We start from the raw sequence: 20356 nt of genomic DNA on the forward strand, positions 1-20356 counted from the left end.
ACATCGGCTGGCGCGGACGACTGCACCACGACATCGCTGATCGCACCGCCACGCTAGCCGTGGCCACGATCCCTGGCCTGAACGCGTGCTCGACGTGGGTTGCGGCACCGGCTATCTGCTCACTGATCCGACCAGCAAGCAGGGCTCGCGGAATCCGCGCGAGTGCTGCGACCCGGTGGTCACCAGATGCTCGTGGACCAGTTCTGGTGGTGGCTGGCGCCGACGCTGTTCACCAGCCGCCGCGGCAAGGCGCGCACCAAAACGAGCGCCGAGCGCCTGATGCGGCGCGCCGGGTTCCGGTCGCCGCAGTGGCACAGCCTGTATGCCGTGATCATCAAGGCGGTGACCGCCACGAAGCCGAATTCACGCCAGTCGACGGGTCCGGCGGTGCTTAGCCTTTAGGCCGCCACACCCCGAACCGGTTACCGTGCGGGTCCTGGAGATGGGCGAACTCGAGAGGGCCGTTGTCGGTGAACGGCACCACCACTGTGGCGCCAAGCTCAGTCGCCTTATCGATGGCGGTGTGCACGTCGTCGACTTGGACATAAAAGATGGCCCACGAGCCGCCGCCCATGGTGGAGGTGTCCCAGACCCCGCCTTTGTCGCCGTCAACCATGCGATAGTCGCCAGAGTCGCCGATCTGCCAGTCGAACAACCCGTTGTAGAAAGCCGTCGTAGCACCGACATCGGGTGTGCCGATTTCGAAGTAGTTCACGACATTGGCCATGGAGGATCTCCTTTCGCGTCACGGAGTGGGTGGACGTCGTGAGTATTGCGCGCGGCGATGACAACCAAGCACCGCCAGGGCGAAGCCGCAGGCAACTGCGGCGACGGCCGACGGCCTTTGCATCGCCTGCGTCACCGGACCGACCCCACTTTGACGCCGTGCACCAGGATCGCGGTTGTCTGGTCGACCCAGTCGTCGTCAAGCTCTTCGTCCGGCCGCAGCAATAACCGCAACAGCGTCGCCCCTCCGATCAGCTCGATCAGCCGATCCGGGTCCACATCGGGGTGGACCTCGCCGCGCGCCACACCGTCGCGCAACCGCAACCGCACGGCGGCGAACAGGTCGCCAAAGCGCGACATCACCCTGGCATTGAGTTCTGAGTCGGCCGTCATGTCGGCGATCAGCCCTGGCAGCGCGGCCCGCACCACCGGACTGATGAACACGTCGCGGGTGGCCGCGACCATCGCCCGGACGTCAGCGGCCACATCCCCCGCCGGAGTGGCTAGGGCCGTGGGCGCCGCGGGGAACGCAGCCTCGTGCACCAATTCGGCCTTGCTGGACCACCGCCGATACAGCGCTGTCTTGGTGGTTCCAGCGCGTTCGGCGACGCCAGCCAATGTCAAGTTCGAATAGCCGATTTGCACAAGCAGTTCCGCAGTCGCCGACAATATGGCAGCGTCGATACGCGGATCCCTGGGGCGTCCGACGCTGGGGGCCTTGTCAACAGTGGACGGGTCTGCTTTCATAACGCTACCCACCGTATCGTAATTGCCTCGGCGAGGAGGCGACTGTGCCAACCGAACCGGCTATCGACAACGTCAGCCGACTCCAACGTTCTAGCCGCGACATTGCCACTCTGCCGACGGTGCTCGCGCGCTGGCTGTCGACGGTGCTGCCCGGCGGCGCGCTGCCTGCAGTCACTGTGGAAAGCGGCGTGGACGCGACGGGCATGTCGTCGGAAACCATAATCTTCACCGCACGCTGGCAGCAGGGCGGGCAACCGATTGAGCAGAAGCTGGTGGCGCGGGTGGCGCCCACCACCGCGGACGTGCCGGTGTTTCCGTCATACCGGCTGGACCACCAGTTCGACGTGGTGCGAAAAGTCGGCGAGCTCACCGACATTCCGGTGCCTCCGGTGCGCTGGCTCGAGCCCACCGGCGACGTCCTCGGCACACCATTCTTTGTGATGGATTACATCGAAGGTCAGGTGCCGCCTGACGTCATGCCCTATACGTTCGGTAACAACTGGTTCGCCGACGCTCCCGCCGAGCGCCAGCGCGAATTGCAGGAGTCAACGGTCGAGATACTGGCCAAGCTTCATTCGATCCCCAACGCTGAGAAGACGTTTGGATTCCTGTCCAGCGGTGCCGACACCGCGCTGTGCCGCCACTTCGCGTGGGTGCGATCCTGGTACGACTTCGCGGTGCCGGACATTGGCCGCTCGCCGTTGCTGGAACGCACCTTCGACTGGCTGCAGGCACACTGGCCCGACGAGGCGGCATCGGGTGAAACCGTGCTGCTTTGGGGCGACGCCCGAATCGGCAATGTGCTGTACCGCGATTTCCGGCCAGTGGCAGTGCTGGACTGGGAGATGGTGACGCTTGGGCCGCGCGAGCTCGATGTGGCGTGGATGATCTTTGCGCACATGGTATTTCAGGAGCTCGCCGGTCTAGCGGGCTTGCCCGGTCTGCCGGATGTGATGCGGGAAGACGACGTCCGCGCCAGCTATCGTCAGCTTACCGGTGTCGGACTCGGAGATCTGCATTGGTTTTACGTGTATTCGGGTGTGATGTGGGCGTGCGTGTTCATGCGCACGGGCGCGCGACGGGTGCACTTCGGCGAGATCGAGAACCCCGACGACGTCGAATCGCTGTTCTACCACGCTTCGTTGCTGAAACGCCTTATCGGAGAGGAGGGCTGATGGCGCAAATACTTGGCCCACCTGACGAATTCCCGGTACACCAGCTTCCGCAGCCGATCGCATGGCCCGGCTCCTCCGACCGCAACTTCTACGACCGCTCCTACCTCAACGCGCACGACCGCACCGGCGCTATCTTCCTGATCACCGGCATCGGCTACTACCCCAACCTGGGCGTCAAGGACGCGTTCGTCCTCATCCGCCGCGGCGACACCCAGACCGCGGTCCACCTGTCCGACGCCATCGACCAGGACCGGCTCAACCAGCACGTGGGCGGCTACCGGATCGAGGTCATCGAGCCGCTGCGCCGGCTGCGGGTGATCCTGGAAGAAACCGAAGGCATCGCCGTCGATTTGACCTGGCAGGGCCTGTTCGACGTGGTCCAGGAACAACCACACGTGTTGCGCTCCGGCAACCGGATCACGCTCGACGCGCAACGGTTCGCCCAGTTGGGCAGCTGGAGTGGCCGGATCGGGATCGACGGTGAGGAGATCGCCGTCGACCCCGCGACCTGGATCGGCAGCCGTGACCGGTCCTGGGGCATTCGGCCGATCGGCGAACCCGAGCCAGCGGGCCGGCCGGCCGACCCGCCGTTCGAGGGCATGTGGTGGCTGTATATGCCGATGGCCTTCGACGACTTCTGCGTCGTGCTGATTATCCAAGAGGCGCCCAACGGTTTTCGTTCGCTCAACGACTGCACCCGGGTCTGGCGCGACGGCCGCGTCGAGCAGCTCGGCTGGCCTCGGGTGAGCACGCAGTACCGTTCCGGCACCCGCATCCCGACCGGGGCGACGATCGAGGCCACCACCGCCGACGGCACCCCGGTGCGCTTCGACGTCGAATCCAAACTGCCGGTCCCGATCCACGTCGGCGGCGGCTACGGCGGAGACTCGGATTGGCTGCACGGCATGTGGAAGGGCGAGAAATTCACCGAGCGGCTGACCTACGACATGACCGATTCGGCGATCATCGCGCGATCCGGGTTCGGGGTGATCGACCATGTGGGTCGTGCGGTGTGCCGCGACGGCGACGGCGATCCGGTCGAGGGCTGGGGGCTGTACGAGCACGGCGTGCTGGGCCGCCACGACCCGTCGGGTTTCAAAGACTGGCTGACGGTCGCACCTTAACTACTTGACTACGCGGGCTGTGCTTCCGCGGCCGGCACACGGCCGAAGACCATCTGGTCGTCGATTGGCCGCAACCGGTGGTCGACGACGTCGCGCAGGAAATCGTGGCTGACCACCCACGGGCGTCGGGTGCCCGATTTAGGCAGCACATCCAGGGCGCGCAGCACGTACCCGGACTGCAGGTTGAACGCCGGTTGTTCCGGCATGTCGGTCTTGCCTAAGTGCGGATAGGCGTGGGTGTAGCCATGAGAGTTCATGTACGCCAACAGCTTTGCCACCGACCGTGCGGTCAGGTCGGCCCCCAACGTCCAGGACGCGTTGGTGTAGCCCACGCACCAGGCTGCGTTCGGGACGTCCTCGAGCATGTGTCGCTTGTAGACGAACCGGTCATGCGGGTTGATTTTTTCGCCGTCGAGGCTGACCGTGATTCCGCCGAGTGCCTGCAGCTGTAGCCCGGTCGCGGTGATGATCACATCGGCGTCGAGATGCCGCCCGGACTTCAGCACGATGCCGGTGGCGTCCATGTGGTCGATGTGGTCGGTGACGACGTCGACACTGCCGTCGCTGATCGCCTTGTAGAGGTCGGCGTCGACCAGGAAGCACAACCGCTGATCCCAGGGGTTGTACGGCGGCTTGAAATGGGTGTCGATGTCGTAGCCTTCCGGCAGGTTATATTCGGCGATCCGCCGCAGGCGGCGCTTCATAAATTCCGGCGCGCGCCGCGACACCTCCCACAGCAGCACGCCGACAATGGCATTGCGCCAACGAACGAGCCAATGAGCTACTCTGAGCGGCAACAGCTTTCGGATCGCTATGGCCGTCGGCTCGACTTGCGGCGCAGAGATCATGTACGACGGAGTGCGCTGCAGCATGGTCACATGGGCGGCCTGTTGGGCCAGCGTAGGGATCAGGCTGACCGCGGTGGCGCCACTGCCGATCACGACACACCGCTTGCCTGTGCAGTCCAGTGACTCCGGCCAGTGCTGCGGATGCACTACTTCGCCAGTGAAGTTCTCGATCCCGGGAAACGTTGGGGTGTAGGGGTTGTCGTAGTCGTAGTAGCCGGTACCGAAGAACACGAACCGGCATCGGTAGGTCTTGTCTTGTCTGTCTCCTGGACCATTTTGTTCGGCCCGAATGGTCCAGGTATCGGTGGTGGAATCCCAGTCGGCGGAACGAACGTAGGTGTTGAACCGGATGTGCTCGTCGAGGTGGTGCTTGCGGGCGGTGTCTGCGAGGTACTGCCAGATGTGTTCGCCGTCGACGATCATCTCCGGGCGGGTCCAAGGCTCCCACGGGAAACATAGCGTGTAGATGTCGCTGTCGGATCGCACCCCCGGATAGCGGAACAGATCCCACGTCCCGCCGAGGCGCTCCCGTCGCTCCAGGATCACAAAGCGCAGCTGCGGGTTGCGCTCCCGGATGCGGTAGGCGGCGCCGATTCCCGAGATACCGGCACCAATGATCACCACGTCGTAGAACGGATCATCGGTCATCGAGAAACTCCCTTGTCGTGCGCTCACCTCACCAGACTAAGTTCACTTGCGACAGGAAGGGGCACGATGCGCGCGGTACAGGTATCCCGGCTCGACGGTCCGGAGGCGGTGCAGGTAGTAGAGCTCGACGAGCCGGGCGGCGACGGCGTCGTGGTTGTCGACGTACACGCCGCGGGGGTCGCGTTTCCCGACGCGCTGTTGACGCGCGGCCTCTACCAGCACAAACCAAACCTGCCGTTCGTGCCCGGGGCCGAGGCTGCGGGCGTGGTCCGCAGCGCTCCCGCTGATGGGCACGTTAGCGCGGGCGAACGGGTGGCGGCGCTGACCATGTTGAACGGGGGCATGGCCCAGGTGATCGCGGTGCCGGCTGAGCGGGTGTTCCCTTTGCCGGACACGGTGTCGTTCGAAGCCGGAGCGGGACTGTTGTTCAACGACCTCACCGTGCATTTCGCACTGACCGAGCGCGGCAGGTTGGCGACCGGAGAGACCGTGCTGGTGCACGGCGCGGCCGGGGGTATCGGCACCTCGACGCTGCGGCTGGCGCCCGCCCTCGGCGCCGCCCGGACCATCGCGGTGGTCAGCACGCAGGACAAAGCCGACATCGCCAGGGCGGCCGGCGCCACCGATGTGGTGATGGCCGACGGGTTCAAGGACGCGGTGCGAGAGCTGACCGGCGGACGCGGAGTGGACATCGTGGTTGATCCGGTCGGCGGCGACCGGGTCACCGACTCGCTGCGGTCGCTGGCACCCGGCGGCCGACTGCTAGTAGTCGGCTTCACCGCTGGCGACATTCCCACGGTCAAGCTGAACCGCTTGCTGCTCAACAACCTCGACGCGGTCGGGGTGGGCTGGGGTGCATGGGCGATGGCGCATCCGGGTTATCTGGCCCGGCAGTGGTCGCAGCTGCATCGCCTGCTGGCGTCGGGCGCCGTTGTCCCGCCGCAGCCGGAAGTCTATCCGCTGCAGCGGGCCGCCGAGGCGATCGCGGCGCTGGAAAACCGCACCGCGAAGGGCAAGGTTGTGCTCAAGATGCGCGATTGACCGCGCTGGCATGAGGTTGACTATCGGGCATGCCGCGGTGGAATGTCGACGTCGCCGTGGTCGGCGCTGGTTTCGCCGGGCTCGCCGCGGCGCGGGAGCTGACCCGGCGCGGTCACGACGTGCTGGTGCTCGAGGGACGTGACCGGGTGGGCGGTCGTTCCCACACCGGTGCCGTCGCAGGCGTCCCTGTCGATTTGGGCGGCACTTTCGTCGGCCCCACCCAGGATGCCGTGCTGGGCCTGGCCGCAGAACTCGCAGTCCCGACCGTGCCGACTTATCACCACGGCGCCAACCGGATCCGGTGGCGGGGGCGGGTCCGGTCGTATCGCGGCACGATCCCGAAGTTGTCGCTGCCTGGGCTGCTCGACATCGCCCGGGTGCGTTGGCAATTCGAACGCATCGCCCGCGCGGTGCCGCTGGTCGAGCCGTGGGCTGCCCGACGTGCGGAAGAGCTGGATAGCCAGTCGCTGGGCGGCTGGCTGCGCTCGGTGCACGCCGGTGCCAGCACACGCGACCTGCTGGCCATCATGGCCCGGGTCACTTGGGGCTGTGAGCCCGACGACGTGTCGATGCTGCACGCGGCCAGGTACGTGCGCGCCGCCGGCGGATTGGACCGGCTACTCGACGTCGAAGGCGGCGCGCAGCAGGACCGCTTCGCGGCGGGCACCAGCAGATCGCCGAGAAGTCGGCGACCGAGCTGGGCGAGCGCCTGGTGCTGGATGCTGCGGTATCCCGCATCGACCAGCACAGTGGCGGTGTGACGGTCAGCTGCGAAAAAGGCCGAGCGGAGGCGCAATTCGTCATTGTCGCGATCCCGCCGGCCCACCGGGCAGCAATCGAGTTCGCGCCCCCGCTTCCGGCCGAATACCAGCAGCTGCCAGCCCATTGGCCGCAGGGCCGGCTGAGCAAGGCCTACGCTGCCTACCCGACACCGTTTTGGCGGGCCAACGGCTTGTCCGGGCAAGCACTCTCCGATCAGGGCCCGGTGTTCATCACTTTCGACGTCAGCCCGGCGCCCAGCGGGCCGGGCATCCTGCTGGGGTTCGCCGATGCCCGCAGCTTTGATCCGCTGCCGGCCGATGAGCGTCGGCGCCAGGCACTGGCGGGCTTTGCCTCGCTGTTCGGCCACGCGGCGCTGTCGCCCATCGACTATATCGATTTTCGCTGGGGCGCAGAGTGTTTCGCCGCCGGCGGCCCCACCGCTGCGGTGCCGCCCGGGTCGTGGACCCGCTATGGCCCGTGGTTACGCCGCCCGGTAGGGCGCCTCCATTGGGCCGATACGGAGACCGCCGACGAGTGGACCGGTTTTTTGGACGGCGCTGTGCGCTCCGGGCTGCGGGCGGCCGCCGAGGTGGCAGAGCGGCTATGAACTGATCCGCCGCCCGCGGCGGGCTTTGGTCACCGACTCGGCGAGGGCGCGCAGCTGCCGGTTGACTTCGGTGGGGTGCTCGAGCATCGCGCAGTGGCCGCCGGGTAGTTCGACGAGCCCGGCGAGATTGGGCGCCGCGCGAGCGATCCTGCGGGACTGGCTGATCGGGGTCAGTCTGTCCCGCTCACTGCCGATCACCAGCGTCGGCACGGTCAGCCCCGTCAGGCTGATGTGCCGTCGTCCCAACGCGTCAGCCAGCATCTTGGCGCAGCCGCCGCGAACGGCTGGCGGGGTGGCCGCGAACAGGTCATAGATCAGCGCCGCGACCGCGGGGTCGGCGTCGGTCCCGACCGCCATCATCGCGATGAACGCGCGGATCGGCGCCCGCATCACGGTCGGCGCCGGAATCCCACCGAACGCTGCGATGAGGCGACGAGCGGCCAGGACCCGCGCCGCTGCGAACTGCCGCGGCACCGGCATCAGATTCACTTTGCGCACCAGGTCACCGGTGGTGGTGTTGATCAACGCGACCGCATCGGCGCGGTGCGCAACCTTGTGACGATAGCGGTCGGACCACGCGGCGATCGCGATGCCGCCCATCGAGTGTCCGGCGAGCACGGCGCGCTCTCCCGGCCCAAGCGTGGCCTCCAACACCGCGTCCAGGTCGGAGGCGAGGTGGTTAAGGCTGTAGCCCCCACGCCGGGGCACGCCGCTGCGCCCGTGGCCGCGGTGGTCGAACGCGACGACCCGGTAGTCGGCGGCCAGGTCGGCGATCTGGTAGCCCCATACCCGGATCGCGCACGTGAAGCCGTGCGACAGCACAATCGGGTAGCCATCGGAGGGCCCGAAAACCTGCGCGTGCAATCGAGTACCGTCTGCCGCCCGCACGTCCACCGGGCGGCCGGGCGGCAACGCGCGGAGACCGCTGCCACCAGGCAATCGTCGAGCACTCATCGCCGCTCCTCGCGTCCGGCACCGTTGCCGTCGTACGCGTGCCGTCAGTGTAGCCAGGGAACCGCGCGAAACGTGGTCGCCACGACGAACCGTCTGGGGGTGAGGTTTCCCGGTGTGACCGACGGTCAAACGCCGCGGCCGCCTTTGGCACCTGGGCAAACGCCGCTTAGAAGGGCGCCGACCTGGATATTCTTCGTGCTGGGATGCGACATCGAGCGAGCACGTCAGGCGGGGATGCGGCGTCGCAACCGCCTGGTCCTGGTGCGCGCCAAGCTTCTCGTCAGCGTGGTGTCGGCAGTAGTAGTCGTCGTGGGTATTGGATGGTTTGGCTACCACATCCGACGCGCTGGCCGACGAACCGACACCCATCGACCTGACCCGCATGACCGCCGATAAAATTCCCTGCGTGACATGATTTGGAGGAACATGAAACGCCTTGTCTTCAGCACCATGCCGGTGGGCACTTTCACAATCGCGGTTGCGGCGATGATTGCGGTCGCGCCTTCGGCCCACGCGCAAACCGATGTCGAAAACAACTGCCGGGGTTCCGGTGGCCAATACTCGTCGCAAGTCGTGCAACCCCACTGGGGCGCTGAGCCCGTTCTTATCGAGACATGCTGCACCGGCGGTGCAGCGGGGCAATGCACCACATACCGCGACGGCGTGCCCGGTCCCACATATGGAGGAGGCTGAGCAGTCGCGGATCCCGGGATCGCCTGGGGCCATGTCGCTGCCCCAGTGTTCACCCAACGAAAAAGCCGCCAGCTCCGTGCTGGCAGCCGCTCGGCCTGGTCAAGGCCATCTTCTGTAGTAGCGGGGACAGGATTCGAACCTGCGACCTCTGGGTTATGAGCCCAGCGAGCTACCGAGCTGCTCCACCCCGCGTCGGTGAATTCAAGGTTACCGAAGACGTGCCACAGCGGCCAAATCGCGAGCTAGCCGCGCGAGTGGGCGCAAGCTGCCACCGTTGAGCGCCGTGTCGGCGGTTAACCGCGGCCGCGCCCGATGGACGAAGCCCTACTTGGTGTTGTTGAACTTGTTGATGGCGTCGTCGAGACGCTGGAGCGCGGCGCCGTAACCGGCGAAGTCGCCCTTTTTCTGGGCGTCGCGCGCCGCACTGATGGCGGACTGGATCTCTTTGAGCGCAGCGGCTTTGGCCGGGGACAACGTGTTGGCCCCACTGGGTGCCGGAGGGACGGCTGCGGCGGCCGGCGGCGGTGTGGCCGCAGGCAGCGAATCGGCGGGTGCCCTGGCGCCCGCTGGCGGGCTGGCAGGTGCACCCGCGTCGGTCGGCGCGATCCCGGTCGCGGTGGCGCCCGCGCCGGGGCCGAAAATCTCAGTGAGCGCGTCGCTGACTGTCGGGCCGTAGCCAACCTTGTCGTTGTACATCATCGCTACCCGGATCAACCGCGGATAGGACGAGGCGGCATCGCTAGCGCCCGGTGAGGCGTAGACAGGCTCGACATACAGCAGCCCGCCCTGGGCCACCGGCAACGTGAGCAGATTGCCCCACCGGATGCGGTTCTGGTTGTCGCGCCCGATCACCCCGAGGTCTTGGCTGACGGCAGTGTCGGTGGTGATCGCATTGTTGGCCAGTTTCGGCCCGTTGACCTGACCCGGAATGGTCAGCACGGTGATCTTGCCGTAGGTGGCCGGATCGGAGCTGGCGCTGATGTAGGCAGCCAGGTAGTCGCGCTTGAACCGGTTCATCGCACTGGTCAACTGGTAGGACGCCGAATTGTCACCCTTGGCAAGGTTTTTCGCGACGATGTAGTACGGCGGCTGGTAGCTGCTGGCGGTTGGGTTGGGGTCTAACGGCACGTCCCAGAAATCCGACGTCGAAAAGAATGTCACCGGGTCGTTGACGTGGTATTTCGCCAACAGCATCCGCTGCACCTTGAACAGGTCCTCCGGATAGCGCAAATGCTCGGCAAGCTCAGGCGTGATCTCACTCTTGGGCTTGACGGTGCCGGGGAACACCTTCGTCCACGCCTTGAGCACCGGATCGCTCTCGTCCTGCGCATACAACGTGACAGTGCCGTCGTAGGCGTCGACGGTGGCCTTCACCGAGTTACGGATGTAGGACACCTGCTTCTCCGGCGCTAGCCGATTAAACGCCACCTCATTGGAGTCAGCGGTGGCCGTCGACAGCGAGGTCAGTTCGGAGTACGGATAGTTGTCCAGCGTGGTGTAGCCGTCGATGATCCACACCAGACGCTTGTTGACGATCGCCGGGTACACCGCGCTGTCGGTGGTCAGCCACGGCGCCACCGCTTCCACCCGCTGCGCGGGGTCGCGATTGAACAAGATCTTGCTGTTGGAGCCGATTACGTTGGAAAACAGGAAGTTTCGCTCAGCGAACTTGGCCGCGAACACGGTCCGCGACAACCAACTGCCGATCGGCACTCCCCCGCTGCCGGTATAGGTGTAGTTCTTGGTTTCGGTGTTGGTCTCGTAGTCGTATTCGCGGTCTTTGCCGTTCTTTCCGACGATGGCGTAGTCGGCTGCGGTGTTGGAGATCACCGGCCCGAAGTAGATACGCGGCTGGTCGAGCCGAGCCGGACCGTCGGAGATCACGGTGCCGTTGGCGCCGACGACGTTGACCAGGAACTCCGGGTATCCGCCGTTTTGGTTGGGATCGTTGGCGATCCCGCGCACAGTGTTGGCGGGCGAGGCGATGAACCCGTTGCCGTGGGTGTAGACGGTGTGTCGGTTGATCCAGTCGCGCTGGTTGTCGATCAGCCGGTCCGGGTTGAGTTCGCGGGCGGCGACGACATAGTCGCGCAGGTTGCCGTCGCGGTCCAGGTAGCGGTCGATGGACAACTGGTCGGGGAAGTAGTAGAAATTCTTGCCCTGCTGGAACTGGGTGAACGCCGGACTGACGATCGTCGGGTCGAGCAGCCGGATGTTGGATGTGGTGGCCCGGTCGGCGGCGACCTGTTGGGCGGTCGCCTGAGAGTCGCCGCTGTAATTGCGATAGCTCACCACGTCGTCGGTCAGCCCGTAGGCGTGCCGGGTCGCGCTGATACTGCGGCTGATGTACTCGCTTTCTTTCTGTGCGGCGTTGGGTTTGACGCTGATCTGCTCAACGATCAACGGCCAGCCGGCCCCAACGATCAGCGACGACAACAGCAGCAATCCCAACCCGATCGCCGGAATCCGTAAGTCGCGCAATGTGATCGCCGAGAACACCGCACCGGCGCAGATCACCGCGATTGCGACCATGATCAGCTTTGCCGGCAACACGGCGTTGATGTCGGTGTAGCCCGCGCCAGTGAAGGGTTTGCCGCTACGGGTGTGCGAGAGCAGCTCGTAGCGGTCTAGCCAGTAAGCGACCGCCTTGAGCAGTACCAGCGTCCCGACCAGACTTATCAGCTGGATCCGGGCCGAGCGGCTCAGCGCGCCGGTGCGCCCGGCCAGCCGGATGCCGCCGAACACGTAGTGCGCGACGAGATTTGCCACCAACGCCAGGAACACGGCGACGAACAGGTAACTCAGCACCAGCCGGTAGAACGGCAGCTCGAATGCGTAGAACCCGAGATCCTTGCCGAACTGTGGATCCTTGATGCCGAAGTCGTCGCCGTGCAAGAACAGCTGGATCCGCACCCAATACGTCTGGGCGATGACGCCTGCCAACAGGCCTATCACCGCCGGGATGCCGAACCCGACCACCCGCAGCCGCGACAGCACAACCGCGCGATACCGCGCCACTGGATCGTTGCCGTCACTGGGCACGAACACCGGACGGGTTCGGTATGCCAGCGCCAGCCCGGCGAACACGATGCCGCCCACCAGCAGTCCGGCCACCAAGAATACGAGCAGGCGAGTGATCAGCACGGTGGTAAACACCGAGCGATAGCCCAGCTCACCGAACCACAGCCAGTCCACGTAGCCGTCTATCAGTCGGGGGCCGATCAACAGCAGCGCGATCACCACAAGCGCGATCGCGATCAGTGTCCGGCTGCGCCGGGTCAGCTTCGGCATCCTTGCGGCGGGCCGCATTGCCACTAGCTACGCTCCCTGCTCAATGTGACGGTGGCCGTCGGCGGTTTGGTGGATGGTCCCAACTGTACGCATCAGTTAGCAGCTCGGGGGTCGACCACCCGAGGTCAGGGTGTGCAGCGCGTCCACTGCCTGCCCGAGCGTGTCGACCTTCACCAACTGCAGCCCGGCCACGTTGTCGGCGTTGGCCTCATAGCAGTTCTTCGCCGGAACCAAAAACACGGTCGCCCCAGCCGCACGGGCCGCCACCATCTTGTGCATGATGCCGCCGATCGGCCCCACCTTGCCCTCGGCGGTGATGGTGCCGGTGCCCGCAACAAATTTCGAGTCGACTAGATCACCGGTGGTGAGCTTGTCGATGACGGCCAGGCTGAACATCAGACCCGCAGAAGGGCCACCGACGTTGGCGAGGTTGAAGTCGATGACGAATGGCGCCCACGGCGCGTCGAGCACCGCGACACCCAAAAACCCGTACCCGCGATCTGGCTTGGAGCCCAACGTGATTCGGGCAATCCCGGCGGGTGCGTTCTTGCGGCGGTAGTCGATCAGCACGGATTGACCGGGCTTGGTGTTCTTCAGCATCGACGTGAACTGGTCGACGTTGGTCACCGGGGTGCCGTCCAATGCGTCGATCGCGTCACCGGCCTGCAGTTTGCCCGCCGACGGTCCGGGATCGTTGACGGCGGCGACGGTGACGGCCTGCGGGTACTTCAGGTAACCCAGCGCCGCGTACTCGGCGCTGTCCTCGGAGCGCTTGAAATCGGCGTTGTTGGCCTTGTCGATTTCATCCCGTGACTTGCCGGGGGGATACACCAGATCCCGCGGTACCAGCTGTTCGCGACCCGACAACCACAGTGTCAGCGCCTCCCCCAGGGTGAGCTCGTCACGCTGGGACACCGTTGTCATGTTCAGGTGACCTGACGTCGGGTGCGTCTGGGTTCCCTGGATGTCGACCACCTGCTTGCCGTCGACTTCGCCGAGGGTGTCGAACGTCGGACCCGGGCCCAGCGACACGTAGGGCACCGTCACCACGGCGAGCAGCACACCGAACACGACGATCGGCACCAGCGCCACCATCAGCGTCAGAATCCGCCTGTTCACGTCGCCCAGACTAAGTGGGTCCGGCTGCCCCACCCCGAGCCGGTTCACTCACAGCGTGACAGCGGGCCGCGCGTCGAGCGTCGCCGATGAGTACCGTTGGTGTTATGGCTGACCTGCCGTTCGGCTTCTCCGCCGGCGACGACCCGGATCGAGATAAGCGCGGGAAAAACGACCCCGAATCGGGTTCGGGGCCGTCGGACGCGTTCGGTTTCGGCGGCGACTTCGACATGGCCGACTTGGGCCAGCTCTTCACCCGCCTGGGTCAAATGTTCAGCGGCGCCGGCACCGTCATAGCCACCGGCAAGGCCTCCGGCCCGGTGAACTACGAGGTGGCCCGGCAACTTGCTACCAGTTCGATCGGGTTCGTGGCGCCGATACCTGCCAGCACTAACTCGGCTGTCGCCGATGCGGTGCACCTGGCCGAAACCTGGCTGGACGGGGTGACCGCGATCCCCGCGGGCACCATCAAGGCCGTCGCCTGGACTCCCACCGACTGGGTCGACCACACCCTGGAAACCTGGAAGCGGCTCTGCGATCCCATGGCCCAGCAGATTTCCACGGTGTGGGCCGCGGCGCTGCCCGAAGAGGCCAAGAACATGGCCGGCCCCCTGTTGTCGGTGATGTCGCAGATGGGCGGCATGGCCTTCGGTTCCCAGCTGGGCCAGGCGTTGGGCCGGCTATCCCGCGAAGTGCTGACCTCCACCGACATCGGCCTGCCGCTGGGCCCGAGAGGCGTCGCTGCGCTGCTGCCCGAGGCCATCGAGTCGTTTGCTGCGGGACTGGAACGGCCGCGCAGCGAGATCCTGACCTTCCTGGCGGCCCGTGAGGCCGCCCACCACCGGTTGTTCAGCCATGTGCCGTGGTTGGCCAGCCAACTGCTCGGCGCGGTCGAGGCCTATGCCAAGGGCATGAATATCGACATGGCCGGGATCGAGGAGTTGGCCCGCGACTTCAACCCGGCCTCGCTGACCGATCCGTCGGCTGTCGAACAGCTACTCAATGAGGGTGTTTTCGAGCCTCGGGCAACACCGGAGCAGACGCAGGCGCTTGAGCGGCTGGAGACACTGCTGGCGTTGATTGACGGCTGGGTGCAGACCGTTGTGACCGCAGCACTGGGTGATCGGATTCCCGGCGCCGCCGCGATCAGCGAGACACTGCGCCGACGCCGCGCCACCGGCGGGCCCGCCGAGCAGACGTTCGCCACGCTAGTCGGCCTGGAGCTGCGGCCCCGCAAGTTGCGGGAGGCCGCCGTGCTCTGGGAGCGCCTGACCCAGGCCGTCGGCATGGACAAGCGCGACGGGGTATGGCAGCACCCCGATTTGCTGCCAGAGCCAGCGGATCTCGACGAGCCCGCCGCGTTCATCGACCGGGTCATCGGCGGCGACACGAGCGGTATCGACGAGATGCTCGCCGAATTCGAACGCGGCATCGAGCGGGGCCAGGACGGCCCGGACGGCCCTGTGGATAACTGAGCAGCACGCAGCGCCCGGCATGGCACAGTGCCCAACTGTGCCGCACGCTCGAACGCCGCTGGCGGTGTATTCCCTAGATCCGGCGATGCCGGTGCTGCTGCGTCCCGACGGCGCCGTCCAAGTTGGGTGGGATCCACGGCGAGCGGTGCTGGTGCGTCCGCCGCGCGGCCTGACCGCTGGCGGTTTGGCCGCGCTGCTGCGCACCATGCAATCGCGCACGTCGCTGGCCGAGCTGCACCGCCAGGCGGTCGACCATGGTCCGGTCGATGCCGACGAGCTTGTCGACCTCATCGCCCAGTTGGTCGACGCCGGCGTCGCAACCAGGGGGCGCCCGCAGCGCAGCGGCCTGCGGTCGCCGACCATCCAGGTGCACGGCAACGGCCCGCTGTCGGACCTGCTGGCCGGGGCGTTGCGTTGCTCGGGTTGCCGAATTCGGCGCACCAGCAAGCCGCACGCCACGCCGACACCCGCCCGCACCGATCTGGTGCTGCTCTGCGACTATCTGGTTGCCGACCCGCGCATGCTGCGCGATCTGCATACCGAGGTCGTTCCACACCTGCCGGTCCGGGTGCGTGATGGTGTCGGGCTGGTCGGGCCGCTGGTGATCCCCGGGGTGACCAGCTGTCTGGGCTGTGCAGACTTGCACCGCTGTGACCGTGACGCCGCTTGGCCGGCGGTCGCCGCCCAGTTGCGTGACACCGTCGGCGTTGCCGATCGGGCCACCCTGATGGCCACCGCTGGGTTGGCGCTCAGCCAGGTCAACCGGGTGATCGGGGCTGTGCGAGGGACGGAAACACCCGGGCCCCGACCGCCCGCGGCCTTGAACGCCACCCTGGAATTCGACCTGCATGCGGGCTCTATTGTGGCGCGGCACTGGCCCCGGCACCCATTGTGTTCGTGCTGACATCGGTTGTTGCCAGATCGATGCGCTCGCCTGGACACCTGTCATGGATGATGGATCTGTGACAGACATCAAACGGGGCCGTGCGGCGCGCAACGCGAAGCTGGCCAGTATCCCGGTCGGCTTCGCCGGTCGGGCAGCGCTGGGGTTCGGCAAAAGGCTGACCGGCAAGTCGTGGGATGAGGTCAACGCCGAGCTGATGGAGAAGGCCGCCAATCAGCTGTTCACCGTGCTCGGTGAGCTCAAGGGCGGCGCGATGAAGGTCGGGCAGGCGTTGTCGGTGATGGAGGCCGCGATTCCCGAGGAGTTCGGCGAGCCCTACCGCGAAGCGCTGACCAAGCTGCAGAAGGATGCCCCGCCGCTGCCAGCCCACAAGGTCCACCGCGTGCTCGACGCGCAGCTGGGCACCAAGTGGCGGCAACGGTTCCTCGACTTCGGCGACACCCCGATCGCCTCGGCGAGCATCGGGCAAGTTCACAAAGCGGTGTGGCACGACGGTCGCGAGGTCGCCGTCAAGATCCAGTACCCGGGTGCTGACGAGGCGTTGCGCGCCGACCTGAAAACCATGCACCGCATGGTCGGGGTGCTCAAGCAGCTCGCACCCGGAGCGGACGTGGAAGGCATCGTCGACGAGTTGATCTCACGCACCGAGATGGAACTCGACTACCGGCTGGAAGCCGACAACCAGCGTGCCTTCGCCAAGGCCTACCAAGACCACCCGCACTTTTTGGTGCCGCACATCGTCGCCAGCGCGCCGAAGGTGGTGATCCAGGAGTGGATCGACGGCATACCGATGGCCGAGATCATCCGCCACGGCACCACCGAACAGCGTGACCTGATGGGTACCCGGCTGGCAGAGCTCACGTTCGACGCGCCGCGGCGGCTTGAGATGATCCACGGCGACGCCCATCCCGGCAATTTCATGCTGCTTTCCGACGGTCGGATGGGGGTCATCGACTTCGGTGCCGTGGCGCCGCTACCCGGCGGCTTTCCCGTCGAGCTGGGGATGTCGATTCGGCTGGCCCGCGAGAAGAACTACGACCTGCTGTTGCCGACGATGGAGAAGGCCGGCTTGATCCAGAAGGGCCAGCAGGTGTCGGTGCGCGACATCGACGACATGCTGCGCCAGTACGTCGAACCCATCGAGGTCGAGGTCTTCCATTACACGCGCAAGTGGCTGCAACGGATGACCGTGGGTCGAATCGACCGGTCGGCGGCACAGATCAGGACGGTGCGGCAGCTGGATTTGCCGGCCAAGCTGGCGATCCCGATGCGGGTGATCGCTTCGGTGGGCGCGATTTTGTGTCAGCTGGACGCCCACGTGCCGATGAAGGCACTGTCGGAGGAGCTGATCCCCGGCTTCGCCGAACCCGACACGGCGGTGGTCTAGCCCGCTGACGCGGTCGCTGGGCTAGGCCGCGACGACCTCCTTGCGCGGACGCCCACGGGGCCGCTTGCGGCTCACGATCGTTCCGCGCTCGAGGATTTCACCGCCCCACACGCCCCACGGCTCGCCGCGTTCCAGCGCCTCGGCCAGGCATTGGCGACGGATGGGGCACTGCGTGCACAGCGCCTTGGCGCGCTCCAGGTCCGCTGGGCTGTCGGCGAACCACAAGTCGGGGTCGCGATGACACGGCAACTTTGGCCGCGGTCCTCTGCGGACTGTCAGGGTCGACATGTGGTATTCACCTGCTTCCTGGTCGAGTGGCTGTCATGTCGGGAGATCCGGACCAGGTGGCGGGTGCGGGAAACGACTGGCCACGGATCTCATCGGGGTCCGTGGCCAGGCGTTGCCGGTTAGCTGGGACTTACGTGAAGCCTCGATCCACGGACATTTCGGTCGCGGCGGCGCGGTGCTTGCGCACTGCCGCCGATGCGGCGACCGCGGCAGCGGGATGAGCGGCATGCAGGGCGCCGGCCACGGCTACGAACACACTGGTGTTGACCATCGTGGGCACCCTCCTTCCGGCATGCTCGACCCGCATGGCGTCACCGATACGCGGCTTCGAGGCTAAACGGTCGCAGACCCAGCCGACAACCGATTTTCCGACCTGGATATTCGGTGGCAACCCGCTGCGCGGGTTCACTGGCCGGTGCGGACCAGCTGCAGCACGTCGGGCCCGAACTGCTCCAGCTTGCGCGCGCCGATGCCGGGAATGGCGACCAACGCGGCCTCGTCGGTGGGCCGCATTTCGGCGATTGCCAGCAACGTGTTGTCGGTGAAGACGATGTAGGCCGGCACGTTCATGTCCTTGGAGGTGCGCAACCGCCAGTCCTTGAGCCGCTGCAGCAACACCTCGTCGACGTCACCGGGGCAGGTCTCGCAACGGCGCAGCAGCACCGCCGCCGGGGTGGTCAGCACACCGGTGCAGACGCGGCACCGCGGCACGGGTCCGCGACCGCGCCGCGGTGTGCTCGGCGCCCGGTCGGGACCAGCCTGCGGGGCGATCCCGTCGAGAAACCGCGACGGCTTGCGGCTCGGTCGTCCGCCCGGATTCCTTGACCGCGCCCAGCTGAGCGCCAAATGCACACGCGCCCTTGTGATTCCGACATAGAACAGTCGACGTTCCTCTTCGACGGGTTCGCTGGTCGCGCCGTGTGCCAGCGCGTGCGAGATAGGTAGCGTGCCGTCGGTCAAGCCGACCAAAAACACCGCGTCCCATTCCAGACCCTTCGCCGCATGCAGTGACGCCAGGGTCACACCCTGCACCACCGGGGGATGGCGGGCGTCGGCGCGCACGCGAAGCTCGGCGAGCAGACCGGGCAAATCCAGTTGTGGACGCTGGGCCACCTCGTCGTCGACCAGTTCGGCCAGCGCGGCCAGCGCCTCCCAACGCTCCCGGGCCCGGGCTCCGGCCGGTGGTCGGGTGGTCAGTCCCAGCGGTTCCAGTACACCGCGCACCAACTGGGGAAGCTCGCCGTCTGCGCCGCGGTCGGCGGCTCGCTGCAGGGCCAGCAGCGCCTGCTTGATCTCCTGGCGGCTGAAGAACCCTTCGCCGCCGCGGACCTGGTAGGGGATGCCGGCCTCGGTCAACGCCTCCTCGTAGACCTCGGACTGCGCGTTGATCCGGTACAGCACCGCGATCTCGGCGGGCGGTGTGCCGGACTCGATGAGTTTCGCGATCGAGGCCGCCACCGCAGCCGCCTCGGCGACCTCGTCGGGATGTTCGTGAAACGACGGGGCTGGTCCGGGGTCGCGCTGCCCGGTCAAATGCAGCCTGCTGCCAGCCATCCGGCCACGCGCGGCCGCGATTACCCGGTTGGCCAGCGACACCACCTGCGGGGTGGACCGGTAGTCGCGCTCCAGGCGTATCACGGTGGCCTCGGGGAATCGCCGCGGGAAGTCGAGCAGGTAACGCGGCGAGGCTCCGGTGAACGAGTAGATGGTCTGGTTGGCGTCGCCGACGACGGTCAGGTCGTCGCGGTCGCCCAGCCACGCCGAAAGCACCCGCTGCTGCAGCGGCGTGACGTCCTGGTACTCGTCGACCACGAAGCAGCGGTAGCGGTCGCGGAATTCTTCGGCGACGCCCGTGTCGTCCTCGATCGCGGCCGCCGTGTGCAGCAGCAGGTCGTCGAAGTCGAGTAGGGCCGGCCCGTCAGCGCGGGCCTTGAGGCTTTCGTAGGCCTCGTACACCGCGGCGACCTGCGCGGCGGCCAGCGGGGTGTCACGACTGGCCTGCGCCACCGCCGACGGGTATTGCTCGGGGCTGATCAGCGACGCCTTGGCCCACTCGATTTCGCCTGCCAGGTCACGCACATCGTCGGTGCTTGGCTGCAGCCCAGCGCGGTTTGCCGCGCGCGCCACCACCGCGAACTTGCTGTCCAGCAGCTGCCAGCCCCGGTCTCCGACCACCCGCGGCCAGAAATATCGCAGCTGGCGATGCGCGGCCGCGTGAAACGTCAAGGCCTGCACCGAGCCGACCTTGGCACCGGTCCGGGCGGCGGCGTCCAGTGCGCGCAGCCGCGCGCGCATCTCGCCGGCCGCGCGTTGGGTGAACGTCACCGCCAGCACCTGCCCGGCAGCGACGTGACCGCCGGCGACCAGGTGGGCGATCCGGTGAGTGATGGTGCGTGTCTTGCCGGTTCCCGCACCGGCCAGCACGCAGACCGGTCCTCGGGGAGCCAGCACCGCCTCGCGCTGCTCGTCGTCGAGGCCGGCGGTCAAGGGGTCAGCGGCAGCCGGCATGGCGTCCATCTTGGCAGCGGCCACCGACAAACCGGCGGTAGCGCCACGCCGCGGATATCGGT

At 66.6% G+C, this 20356-nt stretch carries 16 protein-coding genes, 1 tRNA gene and 1 pseudogene; 8 read left to right on the forward strand and 10 right to left on the reverse strand.

Translation table 11 applies throughout. From position 1 onward, the window contains the following. The first annotated feature begins 186 nt into the window (after nt 1–186). Nucleotides 187–402 (forward strand): hypothetical protein, encoded by a 216-nt coding sequence (locus MYXE_RS17405; RefSeq protein WP_139821177.1) that lies wholly within the window; start codon nt 187–189, stop codon nt 400–402. Here MYXE_RS17405 and MYXE_RS17410 read toward each other — a convergent pair. Next, entirely contained in the window at nt 392–727 is a 336-nt protein-coding gene (locus tag MYXE_RS17410; protein WP_085196625.1) for a VOC family protein, read from the reverse strand. The two genes, MYXE_RS17405 and MYXE_RS17410, sit on opposite strands and share 11 nt — an antisense overlap. Before the next feature lie 131 nt (nt 728–858). Continuing rightward, nucleotides 859–1473, reverse strand: coding sequence for a TetR/AcrR family transcriptional regulator (locus tag MYXE_RS17415; protein ID WP_085196627.1), 615 nt, complete (start codon nt 1471–1473; stop codon nt 859–861). 44 nt (nt 1474–1517) lie between these two features. Between MYXE_RS17415 and MYXE_RS17420 the strand changes: the two genes are divergently transcribed. Continuing rightward, nucleotides 1518–2648, forward strand: a complete 1131-nt coding sequence (locus tag MYXE_RS17420) for a phosphotransferase family protein (RefSeq protein ID WP_085196629.1) — start codon at nt 1518–1520, stop codon at nt 2646–2648. Continuing rightward, nucleotides 2648–3772, forward strand: a complete 1125-nt coding sequence (locus MYXE_RS17425; protein ID WP_085196631.1) for a hypothetical protein — start codon at nt 2648–2650, stop codon at nt 3770–3772. The genes MYXE_RS17420 and MYXE_RS17425 overlap by 1 nt, the downstream gene beginning before the upstream one ends. Before the next feature lie 8 nt (nt 3773–3780). Here MYXE_RS17425 and MYXE_RS17430 read toward each other — a convergent pair whose 3' ends face one another. Next, on the reverse strand, nt 3781–5268 hold the full coding sequence (locus tag MYXE_RS17430) for a flavin-containing monooxygenase (RefSeq protein WP_085196633.1): 1488 nt from the start codon (nt 5266–5268) through the stop codon (nt 3781–3783). Between the two features lie 66 nt (nt 5269–5334). Here MYXE_RS17430 and MYXE_RS17435 point away from each other — a divergent pair, with 66 nt between their 5' ends. Both MYXE_RS17435 and MYXE_RS17440 read left to right on the forward strand, forming a co-directional pair. Then, nucleotides 5335–6309, forward strand: a complete 975-nt coding sequence (locus MYXE_RS17435) for an NADPH:quinone oxidoreductase family protein (protein ID WP_085196635.1) — start codon at nt 5335–5337, stop codon at nt 6307–6309. A 29-nt stretch (nt 6310–6338) separates the two neighbouring features. Continuing rightward, nucleotides 6339–7678: pseudogene (locus MYXE_RS17440) on the forward strand (flavin monoamine oxidase family protein). Here the strand turns inward: MYXE_RS17440 and MYXE_RS17445 are convergent. The 4 genes from MYXE_RS17445 to MYXE_RS17460 all read right to left on the reverse strand — a co-directional run bounded on the left by MYXE_RS17445 (nt 7673) and on the right by MYXE_RS17460 (nt 13735). Next, complete coding sequence (locus MYXE_RS17445) at nt 7673–8632, reverse strand: alpha/beta fold hydrolase (protein ID WP_085196639.1); 960 nt, start codon at nt 8630–8632, stop codon at nt 7673–7675. The pseudogene MYXE_RS17440 and the gene MYXE_RS17445 overlap by 6 nt on opposite strands. Before the next feature lie 811 nt (nt 8633–9443). Then, nucleotides 9444–9517: transfer RNA gene (locus MYXE_RS17450), tRNA-Met, on the reverse strand. A 132-nt stretch (nt 9518–9649) separates the two neighbouring features. Beyond that, a complete protein-coding gene (locus MYXE_RS17455) occupies nt 9650–12640 on the reverse strand; it encodes a UPF0182 family protein (RefSeq protein ID WP_085196643.1) in 2991 nt (996 codons plus the stop codon). A gap of 72 nt (nt 12641–12712) precedes the next feature. Continuing rightward, entirely contained in the window at nt 12713–13735 is a 1023-nt protein-coding gene (locus tag MYXE_RS17460; protein ID WP_003920807.1) for a YlbL family protein, read from the reverse strand. 86 nt (nt 13736–13821) lie between these two features. Between MYXE_RS17460 and MYXE_RS17465 the strand changes: the two genes are divergently transcribed. The 3 genes from MYXE_RS17465 to MYXE_RS17475 are packed head-to-tail and all read left to right on the forward strand — an operon-like array spanning nt 13822 to nt 17498. Beyond that, complete coding sequence (locus MYXE_RS17465; RefSeq protein ID WP_003920808.1) at nt 13822–15207, forward strand: zinc-dependent metalloprotease; 1386 nt, start codon at nt 13822–13824, stop codon at nt 15205–15207. 37 nt (nt 15208–15244) lie between these two features. Then, on the forward strand, nt 15245–16111 hold the full coding sequence (locus MYXE_RS17470) for a cyclodehydratase (protein ID WP_039890098.1): 867 nt from the start codon (nt 15245–15247) through the stop codon (nt 16109–16111). 43 nt (nt 16112–16154) lie between these two features. Beyond that, entirely contained in the window at nt 16155–17498 is a 1344-nt protein-coding gene (locus tag MYXE_RS17475; protein ID WP_003920810.1) for a macrolide-binding ATPase MABP-1, read from the forward strand. Between the two features lie 21 nt (nt 17499–17519). Here MYXE_RS17475 and MYXE_RS17480 read toward each other — a convergent pair whose 3' ends face one another. The 3 genes from MYXE_RS17480 to MYXE_RS17490 all read right to left on the reverse strand — a co-directional run bounded on the left by MYXE_RS17480 (nt 17520) and on the right by MYXE_RS17490 (nt 20294). After that, entirely contained in the window at nt 17520–17786 is a 267-nt protein-coding gene (locus MYXE_RS17480) for a WhiB family transcriptional regulator (protein WP_039890099.1), read from the reverse strand. A gap of 130 nt (nt 17787–17916) precedes the next feature. Further along, on the reverse strand, nt 17917–18093 hold the full coding sequence (locus tag MYXE_RS17485; RefSeq protein ID WP_161552112.1) for a hypothetical protein: 177 nt from the start codon (nt 18091–18093) through the stop codon (nt 17917–17919). Nucleotides 18094–18191: 98 nt separating this feature from the next. Next, nucleotides 18192–20294, reverse strand: coding sequence for an ATP-dependent DNA helicase UvrD2 (locus tag MYXE_RS17490; RefSeq protein ID WP_161552180.1), 2103 nt, complete (start codon nt 20292–20294; stop codon nt 18192–18194). Nucleotides 20295–20356: the final 62 nt, after the last annotated feature.

The organism is Mycobacterium xenopi, from assembly GCF_009936235.1.
Taxonomy (GTDB): Bacteria; Actinomycetota; Actinomycetes; order Mycobacteriales; family Mycobacteriaceae; genus Mycobacterium; species Mycobacterium xenopi.

Excerpts from the sequence above, each read along its gene's own strand:
- MYXE_RS17405 (WP_139821177.1), top strand. The coding sequence starts at position 187 with ATGCTCGTGGACCAGTTCTGGTGGTGGCTGGCGCCGACGCTGTTCACC.
- MYXE_RS17410 (WP_085196625.1), bottom strand. The coding sequence starts at position 727 with ATGGCCAATGTCGTGAACTACTTCGAAATCGGCACACCCGATGTCGGT.
- MYXE_RS17415 (WP_085196627.1), bottom strand. The coding sequence starts at position 1,473 with ATGAAAGCAGACCCGTCCACTGTTGACAAGGCCCCCAGCGTCGGACGC.
- MYXE_RS17425 (WP_085196631.1), top strand. The coding sequence starts at position 2,648 with ATGGCGCAAATACTTGGCCCACCTGACGAATTCCCGGTACACCAGCTT.
- MYXE_RS17430 (WP_085196633.1), bottom strand. The coding sequence starts at position 5,268 with ATGACCGATGATCCGTTCTACGACGTGGTGATCATTGGTGCCGGTATC.
- MYXE_RS17435 (WP_085196635.1), top strand. The coding sequence starts at position 5,335 with ATGCGCGCGGTACAGGTATCCCGGCTCGACGGTCCGGAGGCGGTGCAG.
- MYXE_RS17445 (WP_085196639.1), bottom strand. The coding sequence starts at position 8,632 with ATGAGTGCTCGACGATTGCCTGGTGGCAGCGGTCTCCGCGCGTTGCCG.
- MYXE_RS17465 (WP_003920808.1), top strand. The coding sequence starts at position 13,822 with ATGAGTACCGTTGGTGTTATGGCTGACCTGCCGTTCGGCTTCTCCGCC.
- MYXE_RS17475 (WP_003920810.1), top strand. The coding sequence starts at position 16,155 with ATGGATGATGGATCTGTGACAGACATCAAACGGGGCCGTGCGGCGCGC.
- MYXE_RS17480 (WP_039890099.1), bottom strand. The coding sequence starts at position 17,786 with ATGTCGACCCTGACAGTCCGCAGAGGACCGCGGCCAAAGTTGCCGTGT.
- MYXE_RS17485 (WP_161552112.1), bottom strand. The coding sequence starts at position 18,093 with ATGCGGGTCGAGCATGCCGGAAGGAGGGTGCCCACGATGGTCAACACC.
- MYXE_RS17490 (WP_161552180.1), bottom strand. The coding sequence starts at position 20,294 with ATGCCGGCTGCCGCTGACCCCTTGACCGCCGGCCTCGACGACGAGCAG.